Here is a 13,302-nt window from a genome sequence, read left to right as displayed (position 1 = left end):
CTCATGGCGGATGCAGGGACCCTATGTTCTGACTCTGGCGGATGTGTGGAACAAGACGCAGGTGGAGGACAGCGTTGGGCTGGCGCTTTACGGTGTGGACATCTATCCGGTGCGTCGTTACGCCGTGGCAGATCCCAGCACCGGGAAGATGGGCGTGGCAACGGAAGGCAACATGTTTATTGGCGGCTCCCAAGGCACGGGGCATCCTTATCCCATTCCGTATCGGGCGATCACGCCGAAGGCGGAAGACTGCAGTAATCTGCTCGTGCCCGTTTGCTTCTCTGCCAGCTACATCGCCTATGCATCAGCGCGTATGGAGCCGGTATTCTGCGTGATGGGGCAATCCGCCGGTGTGGCTGCGGCTCAGTCCATCCATGAAGGTGTGCCGGTGCAGCAAATTGATGCAACGAAGCTCCGCAGCCGCCTCCTTGAACGCGGACAGATCCTCGCCTGGACAGGCCCTGTCTTACGACAAGCAAATGGCGTGGAGGCTGGGGAGTGGGAGTCCAAGGAAGCATGGAACGAAGCCAAGCCCGGCTGGGAGTGGCTGTTTCCTTTTATCGACACCAGCAAGGATGGAAAGATTTCAACGGCGGAGCATGCCGCGTTTCAAGCGTACAAGAAGCAGCACCCGGACTGGGTGAAGAAGCTCAAGGCGGAGACAGGAAACTAGAAGCACCATCGATAATCACCGGAGCCTTGCGGCGGACGCCGATGTAGACGGGGGAGCGCTGGCGTTCGAGCCACTTGTGTTGAAAGGGGAGTTCGGTGTTGAAGGCGTGGAAGTGCCAGGGGCCGTCGTCGGTGCGGATGGAGTATTGCAGGGCGCGGCCGCCGTCGAGGAGGGTGGCGTGCTGGACGTTGAGCTTGCGGGCAATCTCGGTGACTTCGCTGACGTTCATGACACCGCCGTCGCCGGAGAGGACGAAGACGATGGTGCCGTCGCTGCGCATGCCGACGAGGGAGCGGTAGCTGATTTTGGAGCCGTCGAAAAACTCGTCGGGCTTGAGGTCCACGTAGGCGAAGGTGGTGTGGTTCTTCATCACGGAGGGATAGACCTGGCAGCCTTCCTGGATGAGACCGGGGACTTCATTGAGGAGCGACTTGGGCCCGCACCAAGGGCGGCCGTCTTTGACGAAGAAGCAGCCACTCCAGTCGCCGAAGGGCTGATTGACCTGACGGCCCTCGTGATAGACCCAGCCCATGGGGCGGCCTTTGGGATCGCGGAAATTGGCGGTGATGGCGAACCAGAGATTGCCATCTTCCATGCGCTCGCGCGCGGTGGTGAGGGCAAACTTCGGCTGGAAGGTGGTCATGAAATCGAAGCGATCCGCGGAGAGGGTGACGACCTGGACCTCCGCCCCGAAAACACGCTGGGCGATGCTGGCCAGGGTGCCGCCTGCGCGCCGGACCTTGAGAGTGGCCCAGCGCATGCCGGTCTCGCGATGGCGCTCGATGAGGGCGGCGTCGAGATCTCCGGCGGTCAGGGCGACGGCGGGTTTCCACTCGCCGCGCTTGGTGAGAATCTGGAGCGGCGCTTTGGATTCACGCACGCTGACGGCGACGAGATTGCTGTTCAGATTAAAAAAGACCTCGCCAGCAAGCCAGGCCAGCAGCGCGCCGGCAAGGGCGAGCAGCAGAAGCAGCTTGAGGCATCCGCGTTTTCTAATCATGGGGGTGTGGCAGCATGGAGAACAGTGAGTAACGATCAAGAGCCGATGTCATGCCGATGAATGAAGATTGATTCGGGCCCGGCCCTGTTCGAACTTTGGAGGTATGAAATTGAAACTGTTCTCCGCATTGTGGCTTCTCATTTCCCTCGGTCTGCAGGCGCAGACACCCGCTCCGGCACTGACGCTGAAGGCCAGCACAGATCATCCCGATGCATTGTACAAAGTTGGCGAGACGGCCACCTTCACGATCGAGGCCCTGCATGACGGCAAGCCGCTGGCGGATGGCAAGGTGGTGTGCGTGCTTTCCAAGGATGGGGTGCAGCCGCAACCGCCCCAGACACTGAATGTGAAGGACGGCAAAGCGACACTCATTGGGAAACTGGACGAACCCGGCTTTCTGCTCATGCGTGCCACGAGTGACAAGGCCTCGACCATGGCGGCTGCGGGCTATGATCCGCTGCTGCTCAAGCCGAGCATGCAGGTGCCGGAGGATTTTGATGCGTTCTGGGATGCCCAGAAGGCGGCGCTGGCGCAGGTGCCGGCGAAGGCGGTGCTGACGCCTGTGACGGCTGGCGTGCCGAAGGGCGTGGCGGCCTTTGATGTGCAGATCGACTGTCTGGGCAAACCGGTGAGCGGGTACTTTGGCAAACCGTTGCAGGCCAAGGCAAAGTCTCTGCCGGCGATCCTGCATGTGCACGGGGCTGGAGTGCGCAGTTCGAGTCTCGGCAGCGTTTCCTGGGCGCTGAACGAAGGCGGAATGCTCTCCATGGACATCAATGCACACGGTCTGCCCAATGGGAAGCCGAAGGAGTTCTATGACGCGCTGACGGCGGGTGAACTGAAGGGCTATCCGAACGCGAACCCGCAGGACCGCGAAAAGATTTACTTCAAAGGCATGTTCCTGCGCCTGATTCGTGCGATCGACTTCCTCACGGCGCAGCCGGAGTGGGATGGGGAGACGCTGATTGTGTATGGCTCCAGCCAGGGGGGCTTTCAGGCCTTTGCGGCGGCGGGGCTGGATCAACGAGTCTCATTCATCTGCGCCGGGGTGCCGGCGGGCTGTGACCACACCGGCAGCCAGGCTAATCGCATCAGCGGCTGGCCGAAGATCGTGCCCAGTGATGTGGAGGGCAAACCGAACGCGGCCGCGCTGCAGGCATCGCGTTATTTTGACAACGTCAACTTCGCCATCCGTGCGAAGTGCCAGGGCGCGGTGGTGACTGTGGGCTTCATCGATACGACCTGCCCGCCGACCAGCGTGTACGCGACCTACAACGCCCTGACGGTTCCCAAGCAGATCCACAATGACATTCTCGCAGGGCATACCAACACACCAGCGGCCAGCAAGTTCATGCAGGCGGCGGCCCTGAAGCATGTGCGTGAGAATAGGCTTAAGTGATTAAGTGGTGCTCACCACCACGTATTCGCTAAATGTGCGTTTTTAAGAACGTGGTTCTTTCAAAAAACGCAAAAAAGGGTGTCATAAAGATTTGGCGAGGGTAGAATCAAGGCTCTGCCTATGACATCCAGACTCCCATTGTTTAAATCCATCGCGTTTATCGCCAGTCTCAGCCTTTTGGGCGTTTCTGGTCTGCCACTTCAGGGCCAGGAGGCCAAAGCCAAGGGTAAGCCTGCCCAGAATAAGAAAGGTGCCGCGCCCACGGCCGCATCTCTGGTGAAAGACATGAAGGCCTCCGTCGCCTTCATCGCCAAGAATTCCAAGGACATCAATCCGAAGTCCAAGCAGGCGGTGCCGTTTTACGCTGCTCTGAAGTCCACCGCGAAGGGGCTCGATAAGCTTGAAAAAGGCATTGCAGACAAGAGTCCTGAGATGCTCAAAGGCCTGGACACCACCGGTGAAGGAGTGACACAGCTTTCCACCACCTGGGCCATCATCCGTGGTGGACATCCGAAGTCCCAAGTGGGACGTGGTGTGAAATCCCTTGATGCCGCTTATGAAATGTACCTCAGCCATTTCGGCCCTTCCGTTGCAGTCCTGAAAAAAGGCGGCAAAAAGGGTAAGCTCACTGACGCTGAACTCGCTGAAATTGAGGGCGCAGGCCCGAAGATGGAAGAGCTCATCGGCAACTTGAAGCAGGCTGCAGCTGCTGCGAAGCCAAAATCATACCAGCATCGCATGATCGCCGACCTCATCAGCCTGGCCACGAAGATTCTGGGCATCCAGGGCACGGACCGCGGCACCTATGCGAAGTATCAGTACCAGACCGGCCGCCTGAGAAACTCGATGGGTGCTTATGGCAACATCTCCCGGTCCTACTACCCGGACTACTACCAGTCCTCATGGGGCAAGCTCACACCTTTCGTCAATGTGCTGACTTCCATCTTTGGTGGATCGGCTTGGAACTACTATGACGGCTGGAACTACTATGACTCCAGCATCTCCAACTACGGCAGCTACTACGAAAGCACCTCCATCAGCACCTCCATCAGCGTGACCGAAGTCTCCTCCTATGAGGAGTCTGTGGAAACGTACGAGGAAGAATCCGCCACGGAAGAGGACGAGGAAGACGAAGAAGAGATCGATGAAGAGCAGGAAGAGGACGAGGATGACGAAGACGACGACCAGTCCCTCGCTGACGAAGCTGCTGACTGCGAAGACGACGATGACGGCGACGGCATCGACGACGAAGAAGATGAAGATGACGACAACGACGGCGTCAGCGACGAAGAAGACACCGACGACGACGGCGACGGCGAGTCCGACGAAGAAGACGCAGACGAGGATGAAGAAGAGGAAGAAGAAGACGACGGCGACGACGACGATTGCGACGGCGCTGCCGATTGCGACGACGGCGGCTGCTGCGAAGAATAATCCTTCGAATTGAGAGTTTCTTCCTGAAACAATTTTGAGCGCATGGTCTCCGGACCATGCGCTTTTTTATGGGTGAGCCGCCTGCAACGAATGGCGACTGCCGTGGTCAGAGGCCTGTGAGCAGCGGTCCTGTACTACTGCCAACATGCAAGGCGTCCGGGGCTGATCCCTGCCGGATCATGGCGAGACCGATGGTCTGGCCGGTGGCGGGATGTGTGGCAACGCTGGTGACTTTGCCGACGACCTTTTCAATCCAGAGTTCATCGCCTGCACTCACAGCCACGTCGGATTCGAAGGCGATCATCTCGCGTGGCATTTTGCCGGTGGTTTTGATGCGTGAGAGCACCTCCTGGCCGATGTAGCAGCCTTTGGTGAAATTCATGGCCCTGGCTTCGAGGCCTGCTTCCGGTGGAAACGTTTCGGCGTTGAGTTCATGCGGCCAGCGGGGGATTTTTTGCAGGATGCGCCAGGTTTCGAGGTCGGCGTCGGTCAAGATAGGGAGTGATTCGAAAGTGGGTACGCCTGCCGACGCGGGAAGCCAGATGTCGAGGCCTTCTGCGCCGTAGCGTGTCGAGTGCAGGATGTGATGCGGGCAATCCTGCGCACAATGAACGTTGTCCATGCGGGCAGGGGCGTCTGCACCACCCCAGACGTGCCAGAGCTGCCATTCCTCGGTGACATCGGAGAGCTCCACATCATCGGCCACGATGTAGCGCTCCAGACGCATGCCCAGCGTCTCGCGAAGATCAGGTTCGGCGTCCAGCAGCAGTGAATCGCCCTCGGCATGCACAAACACATCAGCAGCGATGCGGCCCTTCACATCCGTCACGCAGGCATAGAGTGACTCATCGGATTTGCCTTGGCGCATATCGTTGGTGACCTGACCGTTGAGGTAGCGCGTACGGTCGGCTCCGGTGAGCTTGAATTTTGCGCGTGAGGAAAGATTCACGGCGGCTCCGTGGGTGGTGATCTGCTGGAAGAAATCGGCGGTCATACCTTATGAATGAGCAGACTGTGCGGCGTCGCAAGCTGGCAAAGTCGAGGGATTGTATTGACTCAACTCGGTGGTGCGGCAGTGTCGGTGCTCCTCACATGCGTACACTTTTACTGCTCCTTTCTACTGTTTCCATTTTCAGTCTTGTCCCGGAGGCCGCTGCACAGGTTCCGGCTGCTGCACCAGCGGGAGGCAAGGTCCGCGTCGTCACTCGCAACCTGGAGCCATTCTCCTTCGAAAAGGATGGTCGTCGTGTGGGTTATGCCGCAGAGTTGTGGGACCAGCTGGCTCGTGAGACGAAGCTGGACTACGAGGTCAAGGTGGTGAACACCGCAGCTGAAATCATCGATGAGCTGAAGAACAAAACGGCGGATGTGGGCGTGGGTGCGATCAGCGTCACGGCCAAGCGCGAAGAGGTCATCGACTTCACCCAGCCCTTCTATGAGTCAGGCCTGCAGGTGCTGGTCAATGGCGGCAGCGGCAGCTTTGCTGACAGCATCTTCTCCCTCATCGGCAATCTCTTCAACGTCGAGCTCATCGGCGCTTTCGCCCTGCTCATGGTGACGATGCTCATCATCTCCCACCTTGTCTGGCGCTTTGAGCATCCGTTGAACGGCGACCAATGGCCGGAAGATTACAAGAAGGGCATGTTGGAGTCCTTCTGGTGGACGATCAGCACGCTGCTCGTCGGTGGCGCTGACAACAAAGGCCCCGTTGGCGTCGGTGGTCGTATCGTGGCTATCGTTTGGATGCTGCTGAGCATCGTGCTGGTCTCCTTGCTCACCGCTTCCTTCACCACCACCCTGACCGTCAACACCCTCAAGGGCGACATCAATGGCCCAGGCGATCTGCCCGGCCGCAAAGTGGCCACCGTCAAGGGCAGCACCACCGAAACCTGGCTCTCCGCCAAGGGGGCCAAAGTGGTGCCCTATGCCACCGTCACCGAATGCGTGGCCGCCTTGAAGGGTAAGGATGTGGATGCAGTCGTTTACGATGCACCCGTGCTGCAATACGAAGCCGGCAAACTGAATGACGAAAATCTGCAGATGGTTGGCCCTGTGTTCGAGCGTCAGAACTACTCCTTCGCCCTGCAGCAGGACAGCACACTGCGTGAGAGCCTGAATCAAGGCCTCCTGAAACTCACCGAGCAAGGCGTCGGTAACGAACTGCGGAAGAAGTACTTCGGCGAGGACAAATAAGGCCTGATCCTTTGTAATTCACGAAAGAGCGACGGCCCAAAGCTGTCGCTCTTTTGCTGGGTGCTGATCAGGCTTGTGTGATCAAGCTGCTTGCCATTTCTGCCTTCCGCAGACATGAAACAGGGACGCGCCGCATGTCCGCCACTCCCACATCCTCTCCCGGTATCTTTGCCACCATCGTGGCGGTGTTTCGGCAGAATCGCGTGCCATGCCTGGTGCTGAATGCGTTCGCCGTGGCCTTGGTGGTCAGCTACTACCAGGTGCCGGCGTTGGCGGGTTTTTGGGAGTCGCTGGGCGCGTTCAAGACGCATTGGTCCTTCGCTTTTTCCTGTGTCTCCACCATTTTTGCTGCGGCGCTGATGCCCACGGGCATTCAACGGATCATGGGCACACTGCCGAAGGAGGGAGGATCAAAGCGTCTGCTGCTGCTCATGCTGTTCTGGGGCTATCGGGGCATGGAGATTGATCTGTTTTATCACTTCCAGACCTGGATGTTTGGGGATGCGCATGATGCCGCCACGCTGGTGAAGAAGGTGCTGGTGGATCAGTTCATCATGAGCCCGATCTGGTTTGTGCCCACCTATGTGATCGCCCTGCGCTGGGTGGAGCTGGGCGGCTCCTGGGCACGCACGCGGCCGACCTTGAACCGCGAATTTTGGACGCGCACCTGCCCGACGGTGCTCATCACGAACTGGCTGGTGTGGATCCCTGCGCTGGCCCTTGTTTACAGCCTGCCTGCGGCGCTGCAGTTTCCGCTGTTTTCTGTGGTGATGTGCTTCTTCATTCTGGTGGTGACGGTGATGACGCAGAGGCGAGAAGAGGCTGAAAGTTGACTGCGGAATGCACTGAATACACGGAAGCCGGAGTTTGATGGGTGATTCCGTGCCTTCAGTGTTTTGAATGAGATTTTAGCAGTTCCAAGAGACGGAGGAGATCGTCTTCGCTGATGTCCACGAAGGAGTCGAGGGAGCGGATGGCGGCGATGATTTCCTCGTGAGTGGGCAGTGATTCATCCGGGGGTGCGCTGGGCTTTTGCACGGGATGGTGGAAGGCGTTGGGGTAGCGCCGCCAATGGAAGGCGTAGTTGATGAGCACGGCCAGCAGCACCATGACGAGGGCATTGGTGAGGACGGGGAAGAGCACGAAGCTGAAACCGAGCTGGTGGATGGCACTGCCTCCCATGACGGCGGTGAAGGCAGTGGCTCCGCCGGGCGGGTGGATGCATTTGAGCTGCTGCATGGCCCCGATGGCGAGGCCGACGGCGCAGGCTGCGCCGATGGCGGGGTGAGGGATGCACTGCGCACAGGCGACGCCAATGAGCGCGGAGATACCATGCCCGGCGATGACAGGCCATGGCTGGGAAAGCTGGCCGTGAGGCACTCCAAAGAGCAGCACGGCACTGGCACCCATGGAGGTGATGAGAGCGGCCGCACCGCCTGAGGGGAGGGCGTAGGTGGAAATGGCAATCAGCGCGAGAATGGCGAGTCCGCCGCCGAGGACGGAGACGGCTTTTTCAGTGAAGCTGACTTCGATTAGCTCGATGCCGAGCCAGTGGCGCAGTTTGGGAAGGGGCACTGACGGGGGTGTTTTTTTATTTGGCGGTTTCGTCAGCGAAGTCAGCGTCGGAAAATTGGGCGAGATAACATGGCGGGCTGGCAAAGCTCGCAGGCTCGTCTTCGATCTCCTGCGCTTGCGCGAGATCGGGAAGCCAGGCGAGCAAGGCCTCTGCGCCGGTGTCCTCTGAAGCACTCTCTGCAGGCGTCAAATCGGTGGGTGAAGATGGTTTCATGGGGAGGGAGTGATTGAGGATTGGCAGGGGGATGAGAGGCTCATGCGGATGGCTGCGAGCCAGCGGTGACGGTTCCACCACAAACCGGCGATGATGGCACCGAGGGCGTATGCGGCCACATCGGCGGGATCTCCTGATGAGTGCGTGAGTTTGGGTATGATCCATTCGAAGAGCAGGGACCAGAACACGAGGTGTCCTGCGATCTCGCGCGGCTGCGGTGGCCCATCCTGCGCACGCAGCCCCAGACGGTGATGCAGCCAGAGCACGGGGGGCAACGCGCAGGGGATGAGCCAGAGGTCATTGAAGTGAAACATCATGAAACCCGGCAGTGCATGGGGCTTGATGAAGCAGCGGTTGATGCCGTAGGCCATGCAGGCGATCAGGAACAAGGCATCACGGAAGCAGTGAAAACGTGGCATGTCAGCAGAGGGCGTAGATGACACTGCCGGCACTCGCGGCGATGAGTAGCTTGATCAGCAGTGCTTTGGTGATGAGCAGCATGGTGGAGAAGGGGGATGGCTTCGCTTCAGCTCTGATTGGCTGACAACCTTCGAATGTTGAGGCCGCAGGCAGAACGGGAGAGAGAATGATCCGCAACGAGGTTGTGGTCCGGGCATGGAGACACAATGTGGTCTGTCAGGCTTGGTTGGACTGGCATCTTGGGAATAATATCGTAATGCGACATATGTCAAACAAGGATGGCCCCGAAAATGCTGCACACGACGGCATGCCCAGACGCAAGCCAATCTCCAAATCTCAGTATGAAAACCTCGCGGCGTTTCGCTTCGCGCTGAGGACGTTCCTTCGTTTCAGTGAAGATGCCGCAGGTGAGGCGGGGCTGACACCGCAGCAGCATCAGGCGCTGCTGGCGATCAAAGGCTATCCTGGCCGAGACCGGGTCACGGTGGGGGAGCTGGCGGAACGGCTGCAGATCAAACATCACAGCGCCGTCGGGTTGATCGACCGACTGGTGCTGGAGAATCTGGTGGAGCGCGATGCCTCGGCAGAGGATCGGCGTCAGGTGCACATCAGCCTCACCCCGCGAGGAGAGGGCATGCTGGAGGAGCTTTCATCCATGCACCGGGAGCAATTGCGGCTGATTGGGCCGGAGTTGAGCAGCCTGCTGCAGAGACTGGGGCAGGGGGATGCGGGGGCTTGAGGGGGGCTGCCGCATTCACGAAAGCGTTGCGACATTTGAAGGATGCCTTAACATCCTCCCATCATGAGCCGAACTGTTCACCTCACGGTGCCAATGCCGACCAAGCTGGCCAAGCTGCGTTTCCCCAAGGCGCTGGATGCACGGCTGCAGTTTCTACTCGATGAGCAAGGTCGCAAAGGCAGGCTCACCTCTGGTGAGAAGAAGGAGGCCGAGGGGCTGGTACAGATGGCCACGACCTTGTCGATTTTGAAACTGGGTGCGCAGGTTAAAGCGTTGAAGGACTGAGCGAATGTCCATCCCTGTCAGCCTGCGCAAGCGTGTGGCCCGCAGGGCAAAGCATCGCTGTGAATACTGCGGATTGTCGCAAATCGGTCAGGCGGCCACGTTTCATGTCGATCATGTAATACCGCAAGTGGCAGGAGGCATGTCCAACATGGAGAATCTTGCACTGGCCTGCATCCACTGCTCATTGCGGAAAGGAGCGCGGCAGAATGCTCGTGATCCCCACAGCGGGCGCTCTGCGCGACTGTTTCATCCCCGTGAGCATTCCTGGAATCATCATTTTCGCTTGATGGGATTCCGCTTGAAAGGCATAACGGCTATTGGCAGGGCTACAGTCGAGGCTTTGAATCTGAACAGCGACGAGCATCAGATCATTCGCACGTTCGAAAAAAGGCTGCGGAGACATCCGCCGCCTGGCCACCTGTGAAATCGCCGAAAATCCGCCCTACTTCCAAAACTTCTCAATCGCCGCGACGAGGCCGGGGATGCTGTTTTCTTTGGCTTCGACATCGACCTTGAGGCCGCGTGCTTTGATGGCGGCGCTGGTGACGGGGCCGATGCTGGCGATCTTGATGCCTTCGGGCAGGGCGACTTTGAGGTTGAGGAAATGCTCGACGGTGGAAGCGCTGGTGAAGGTGATCATGTCGGCGCCTTCTTCTTTGAGGCGGGCGAGAGCTTCGAGGTTGTCCTCGGTCTCGGCGACGGTACGGTAGGCTTCGCATTCATCGACGATGGCACCCATGCCGCTGAGTTCGTTGGCGATGACTTCGCGCGCTTCCTGTGCGCGGACCCAGAGGACCTTCACGTTGTCCATGTCCTGATGGTCCTTGAAAGCTTTGACGAGACCTTCGGCGACGTAGTGCTTTTTGTCGGGCATGAGGTCCACGGCGAGGTGGCGGGCCTTCACCTTTTCGGCGGTGCCGGGTCCGATGCAGGCGATGCGCACGCCACCGATGCTGCGGGCGTCGTTGTAGAGCTTGTCGAACATGGTGAAGAAGGCGTCCACGCCGTTCGGGCTGGTGAAGATGATCCAGTCGTAGGTGTGGCAGTCCTGCACGAGCTCGCCGAAGGAAAGCTGATCTTCCACGGGGGCGATGCGGATGGTGGGCATTTCGATGACGTTGGCACCGAGGACGGAGAGCTGCTTGCTCAGCACGCTGGCCTGCGCGCGGGTGCGGGTGACGACGATTCTCTTGCCAAAGAGCGGGCGGTCTTCAAACCAGTTCAACTGCGGGCGCTCGGTGACGACGTCGCCGATGACGGCCACGGCGGGTGCTTTGAAGCCTGCGGCTTTCACCTTGGCGGCGATGTCGCTCAGGGTGCCGACGAGGGTCTGCTGGTGGCTGTGAGTGGCCCAGCGCACGAGGGCGACGGGGGTTTCCGGATTGGCGCCGTGCTTGAGGAATTCGCGGGTGATTTCTTCGATGCGCTCCACGCCCATGAGGAAGACTTTGGTGCCGTCTGCCTGCGCGAGCTTGGCGTAGTTCAGAGAGGTGTCGGGCTTCGTCGGGTCTTCGTGGCCGGTGAAGATGGTGAGCTGGGAGGCGTGCGAACGATGCGTGACCGGTATGCCGGCATACGCCGGGCCAGCGATGGCGGAGGTGATGCCGGGGACGATTTCAAACTTCACGCCGGCTTCGTAGAGCTCGGCGGCTTCTTCGGCACCACGGCCAAAGAGCACGGGATCTCCGCCCTTCAGGCGCGTGACGGTCTTGCCTTCGGTGGTGAGCTTGACGATGAGCTTGTTGATTTCATCCTGCGAGAGCGTGTGGTCGCCGGCCTTCTTGCCGACGTAGATGCTGGCCGCACCGTCCTTGGCGTAGCGCAGGTGCTCGGGGTTGCAGAGGTAGTCGTAAACGAGGACGTCAGCGGCCTCGATGCATTCCTTCCCTTTGAGCGTGAGAAGTCCGGGATCGCCGGGACCGGCGCCGACGAGATAACAGATGCCAGGGGTGGTTTTCTTGGTGGCCATGGTGGGAAAGGGGGCGCTCAAGGTGTCGAAACCACGGCTTACTGCAAGGATGGATGACGGATTCCCTTTTACTGATCGGCGGTCGAGGTTAAATCGTTAAGGATGCCAACCGTGCCTGCCATCCTCTTAAATCTGCCTGCTGCCTGTGATCCTGCTGAACCTGTGCTCCTGGCGATCTCTGGCGGGCGGGACTCGGTGGCACTGATGCATCTGGTGCGGGAGGCGGGGTTCACCCAGCTCATTCTCTGCCATTTGAACCATGGTCTGCGCGGCAAGGAATCGATCGACGATGCGGCGTTTGTGCGACGCATGGCGAAGAAGCTGGGGCTGAAGTGCGAGATCGAGACGGAGGATGTGGCGGCGCTGGCGGAGAAAAGCCGTGTTTCGACCGAGACGGCGGCGCGTGAGGCACGGCATGCGTTTTTCCTGCGCATGGCAGAGAAATATGACGTGTGGGTCGTGCTGCTGGCGCATCATGCTGAGGATCAGGCGGAGACGATTTTTGCCAATCTGTGCCGTGGCACGGGGCTGGCCGGGCTGGCGGGCATTCATGCGGTGCAGCGGCTGGACACGGGCCTGCATCTGGTGCGCCCGCTGCTGCAGGTGCGGCGCAGCGAGATCGATGCGTATCTGAAATCCAAGCGCTTCAAGTTTCGGGAAGATTCGAGCAACACATCGCCGAAGCATCGGCGGAACCGGCTGCGGCATGAGGCGCTGCCGCTGCTGAACGGTATTTTTGACCGTGACGTGGTGCCGCAGGTGCTGCGGCTGGGCTCGCTGGCGGAGCAGGATGATGACGCGCTGCAGCGCCAGGCCCTGGCGTTTCTGATGGCGGATGGGCGGGTGAAGGAGGATCGCTCTCTGGTGATCACGCCTGAACTGCTGGCGCTGCACCCGGCGGTGTCGTCACGGGTGTTTGCGCTGTGGCTGCGCGAGGCGTGGGAACTGCCGGGCATCGATCATGATGTCATTGAAGCGGCGATGGGCATGCTGGCCCCGGATGGAGGGGCGAAGATCAATCTGCCGGGGGACAGGCACCTGCGGCGGAAGGCGAAGCGGATGTGGGTGGAGTGATAAAAGTAGTCCAGAGCTTTAGCTCGTTCTGGGAGATGGCACGCGCCATCCAGAGTGAGCTAAAGCTCACGAGTACTTTTCCAGAACGAACTAAAATTGTTAACTACTTTGGCTCAGCCCTCCAGCGTGTGCACAAACAGGCCGCTGCGGAGCTTGGGCTCAAACCAAGTGCTCTTGGGGGGCATGATCTGTCCGACGTCAGAGATGGCCATGAGCTGATCGACGGTGGTGGGGAACATGGAGAAGGCGACGGTGTGTTCCTTGGCGTTCACCAGTTTTTCCAGTTCAGCGGTGCCACGGATGCCGCCGATGAAGTCGATGCGCTTG

At 59.6% G+C, this 13,302-nt stretch carries 15 protein-coding genes and 1 pseudogene; 9 read left to right on the top strand and 7 right to left on the bottom strand.

What is annotated here, in order from left to right; translation table 11 throughout:
- On the top strand, positions 1–673 hold a 673-nt coding region (locus ACIREA_RS13750), incomplete at its 5' end, for an FAD-dependent oxidoreductase (RefSeq protein ID WP_397382849.1).
- Here ACIREA_RS13750 and ACIREA_RS13745 read toward each other — a convergent pair.
- Complete coding sequence (locus ACIREA_RS13745) at positions 651–1,673, bottom strand: phosphodiester glycosidase family protein (protein WP_397382848.1); 1,023 nt, start codon at positions 1,671–1,673, stop codon at positions 651–653. The two genes, ACIREA_RS13750 and ACIREA_RS13745, sit on opposite strands and share 23 nt — an antisense overlap.
- Before the next feature lie 103 nt (positions 1,674–1,776).
- Between ACIREA_RS13745 and ACIREA_RS13740 the strand changes: the two genes are divergently transcribed.
- Together ACIREA_RS13740 and ACIREA_RS13735 are read left to right on the top strand one after the other, a co-directional pair.
- The gene (locus tag ACIREA_RS13740; protein ID WP_397382847.1) at positions 1,777–3,072 is read left to right on the top strand and encodes an acetylxylan esterase; all 1,296 of its coding nucleotides are present in this window, start codon (positions 1,777–1,779) and stop codon (positions 3,070–3,072) included.
- A gap of 120 nt (positions 3,073–3,192) precedes the next feature.
- The gene (locus ACIREA_RS13735) at positions 3,193–4,506 is read left to right on the top strand and encodes a hypothetical protein (protein ID WP_397382846.1); all 1,314 of its coding nucleotides are present in this window, start codon (positions 3,193–3,195) and stop codon (positions 4,504–4,506) included.
- Positions 4,507–4,612: 106 nt separating this feature from the next.
- Here ACIREA_RS13735 and ACIREA_RS13730 read toward each other — a convergent pair whose 3' ends face one another.
- Entirely contained in the window at positions 4,613–5,500 is an 888-nt protein-coding gene (locus ACIREA_RS13730; RefSeq protein WP_397382845.1) for a YgfZ/GcvT domain-containing protein, read from the bottom strand.
- Positions 5,501–5,598: 98 nt separating this feature from the next.
- Between ACIREA_RS13730 and ACIREA_RS13725 the strand changes: the two genes are divergently transcribed.
- Positions 5,599–6,699 (top strand): transporter substrate-binding domain-containing protein, encoded by a 1,101-nt coding sequence (locus tag ACIREA_RS13725; RefSeq protein WP_397382844.1) that lies wholly within the window; start codon positions 5,599–5,601, stop codon positions 6,697–6,699.
- 134 nt (positions 6,700–6,833) lie between these two features.
- Positions 6,834–7,532, top strand: a complete 699-nt coding sequence (locus ACIREA_RS13720; protein ID WP_397382843.1) for a hypothetical protein — start codon at positions 6,834–6,836, stop codon at positions 7,530–7,532.
- 55 nt (positions 7,533–7,587) lie between these two features.
- On the opposite strand, the gene ACIREA_RS13715 is transcribed toward ACIREA_RS13720, so the two are convergent.
- Genes ACIREA_RS13715 through ACIREA_RS13705 form a run of 3 tightly spaced genes read right to left on the bottom strand, consistent with a single transcriptional unit; the run spans position 7,588 to position 8,907 of the window.
- Entirely contained in the window at positions 7,588–8,274 is a 687-nt protein-coding gene (locus tag ACIREA_RS13715; RefSeq protein ID WP_397382842.1) for an HPP family protein, read from the bottom strand.
- A gap of 16 nt (positions 8,275–8,290) precedes the next feature.
- Positions 8,291–8,488, bottom strand: a complete 198-nt coding sequence (locus ACIREA_RS13710; RefSeq protein WP_397382841.1) for a hypothetical protein — start codon at positions 8,486–8,488, stop codon at positions 8,291–8,293.
- Complete coding sequence (locus tag ACIREA_RS13705; RefSeq protein ID WP_397382840.1) at positions 8,485–8,907, bottom strand: hypothetical protein; 423 nt, start codon at positions 8,905–8,907, stop codon at positions 8,485–8,487. The genes ACIREA_RS13710 and ACIREA_RS13705 overlap by 4 nt, the downstream gene beginning before the upstream one ends.
- Before the next feature lie 308 nt (positions 8,908–9,215).
- Between ACIREA_RS13705 and ACIREA_RS13700 the strand changes: the two genes are divergently transcribed.
- From ACIREA_RS13700 to ACIREA_RS13690, 3 genes are all read left to right on the top strand, one after another.
- Positions 9,216–9,647 carry a MarR family winged helix-turn-helix transcriptional regulator gene (locus ACIREA_RS13700; protein ID WP_397382839.1) on the top strand — a complete coding sequence of 144 codons (432 nt, stop codon included), beginning with the start codon at positions 9,216–9,218 and terminating at the stop codon, positions 9,645–9,647.
- Positions 9,648–9,710: 63 nt separating this feature from the next.
- Positions 9,711–9,932: a hypothetical protein gene (locus tag ACIREA_RS13695; protein ID WP_397382838.1), complete on the top strand. Its 222-nt coding sequence runs from the start codon at positions 9,711–9,713 to the stop codon at positions 9,930–9,932.
- A gap of 4 nt (positions 9,933–9,936) precedes the next feature.
- On the top strand, positions 9,937–10,356 hold the full coding sequence (locus tag ACIREA_RS13690; RefSeq protein WP_397382837.1) for an HNH endonuclease: 420 nt from the start codon (positions 9,937–9,939) through the stop codon (positions 10,354–10,356).
- Positions 10,357–10,374: 18 nt separating this feature from the next.
- On the opposite strand, the gene cobA is transcribed toward ACIREA_RS13690, so the two are convergent.
- Positions 10,375–11,922 (bottom strand): uroporphyrinogen-III C-methyltransferase, encoded by a 1,548-nt coding sequence (gene cobA, locus ACIREA_RS13685; RefSeq protein WP_397382836.1) that lies wholly within the window; start codon positions 11,920–11,922, stop codon positions 10,375–10,377.
- Positions 11,923–12,012: 90 nt separating this feature from the next.
- Here cobA and tilS point away from each other — a divergent pair, with 90 nt between their 5' ends.
- The gene (gene tilS / locus ACIREA_RS13680; RefSeq protein ID WP_397382835.1) at positions 12,013–12,975 is read left to right on the top strand and encodes a tRNA lysidine(34) synthetase TilS; all 963 of its coding nucleotides are present in this window, start codon (positions 12,013–12,015) and stop codon (positions 12,973–12,975) included.
- Positions 12,976–13,088: 113 nt separating this feature from the next.
- Here the strand turns inward: tilS and ACIREA_RS13675 are convergent.
- Positions 13,089–13,302 (bottom strand): annotated as a pseudogene (locus ACIREA_RS13675) (DUF1015 domain-containing protein); the annotation flags it as partial.

It is taken from the genome of Prosthecobacter sp. (genome assembly GCF_044373815.1).
In the GTDB taxonomy this organism is placed as follows: Bacteria; Verrucomicrobiota; Verrucomicrobiia; order Verrucomicrobiales; family Verrucomicrobiaceae; genus Prosthecobacter.
This window is presented reverse-complemented; position numbering and strand designations above follow the sequence as displayed.

Coding starts and splice junctions, on each gene's coding strand:
- ACIREA_RS13745 (WP_397382848.1), bottom strand. CDS start 1,673: ATGATTAGAAAACGCGGATGCCTCAAGCTGCTTCTGCTGCTCGCCCTT.
- ACIREA_RS13740 (WP_397382847.1), top strand. CDS start 1,777: ATGAAATTGAAACTGTTCTCCGCATTGTGGCTTCTCATTTCCCTCGGT.
- ACIREA_RS13735 (WP_397382846.1), top strand. CDS start 3,193: ATGACATCCAGACTCCCATTGTTTAAATCCATCGCGTTTATCGCCAGT.
- ACIREA_RS13730 (WP_397382845.1), bottom strand. CDS start 5,500: ATGACCGCCGATTTCTTCCAGCAGATCACCACCCACGGAGCCGCCGTG.
- ACIREA_RS13725 (WP_397382844.1), top strand. CDS start 5,599: ATGCGTACACTTTTACTGCTCCTTTCTACTGTTTCCATTTTCAGTCTT.
- ACIREA_RS13720 (WP_397382843.1), top strand. CDS start 6,834: ATGTCCGCCACTCCCACATCCTCTCCCGGTATCTTTGCCACCATCGTG.
- ACIREA_RS13710 (WP_397382841.1), bottom strand. CDS start 8,488: ATGAAACCATCTTCACCCACCGATTTGACGCCTGCAGAGAGTGCTTCA.
- ACIREA_RS13705 (WP_397382840.1), bottom strand. CDS start 8,907: ATGCCACGTTTTCACTGCTTCCGTGATGCCTTGTTCCTGATCGCCTGC.
- ACIREA_RS13700 (WP_397382839.1), top strand. CDS start 9,216: ATGCCCAGACGCAAGCCAATCTCCAAATCTCAGTATGAAAACCTCGCG.
- ACIREA_RS13695 (WP_397382838.1), top strand. CDS start 9,711: ATGAGCCGAACTGTTCACCTCACGGTGCCAATGCCGACCAAGCTGGCC.
- ACIREA_RS13690 (WP_397382837.1), top strand. CDS start 9,937: ATGTCCATCCCTGTCAGCCTGCGCAAGCGTGTGGCCCGCAGGGCAAAG.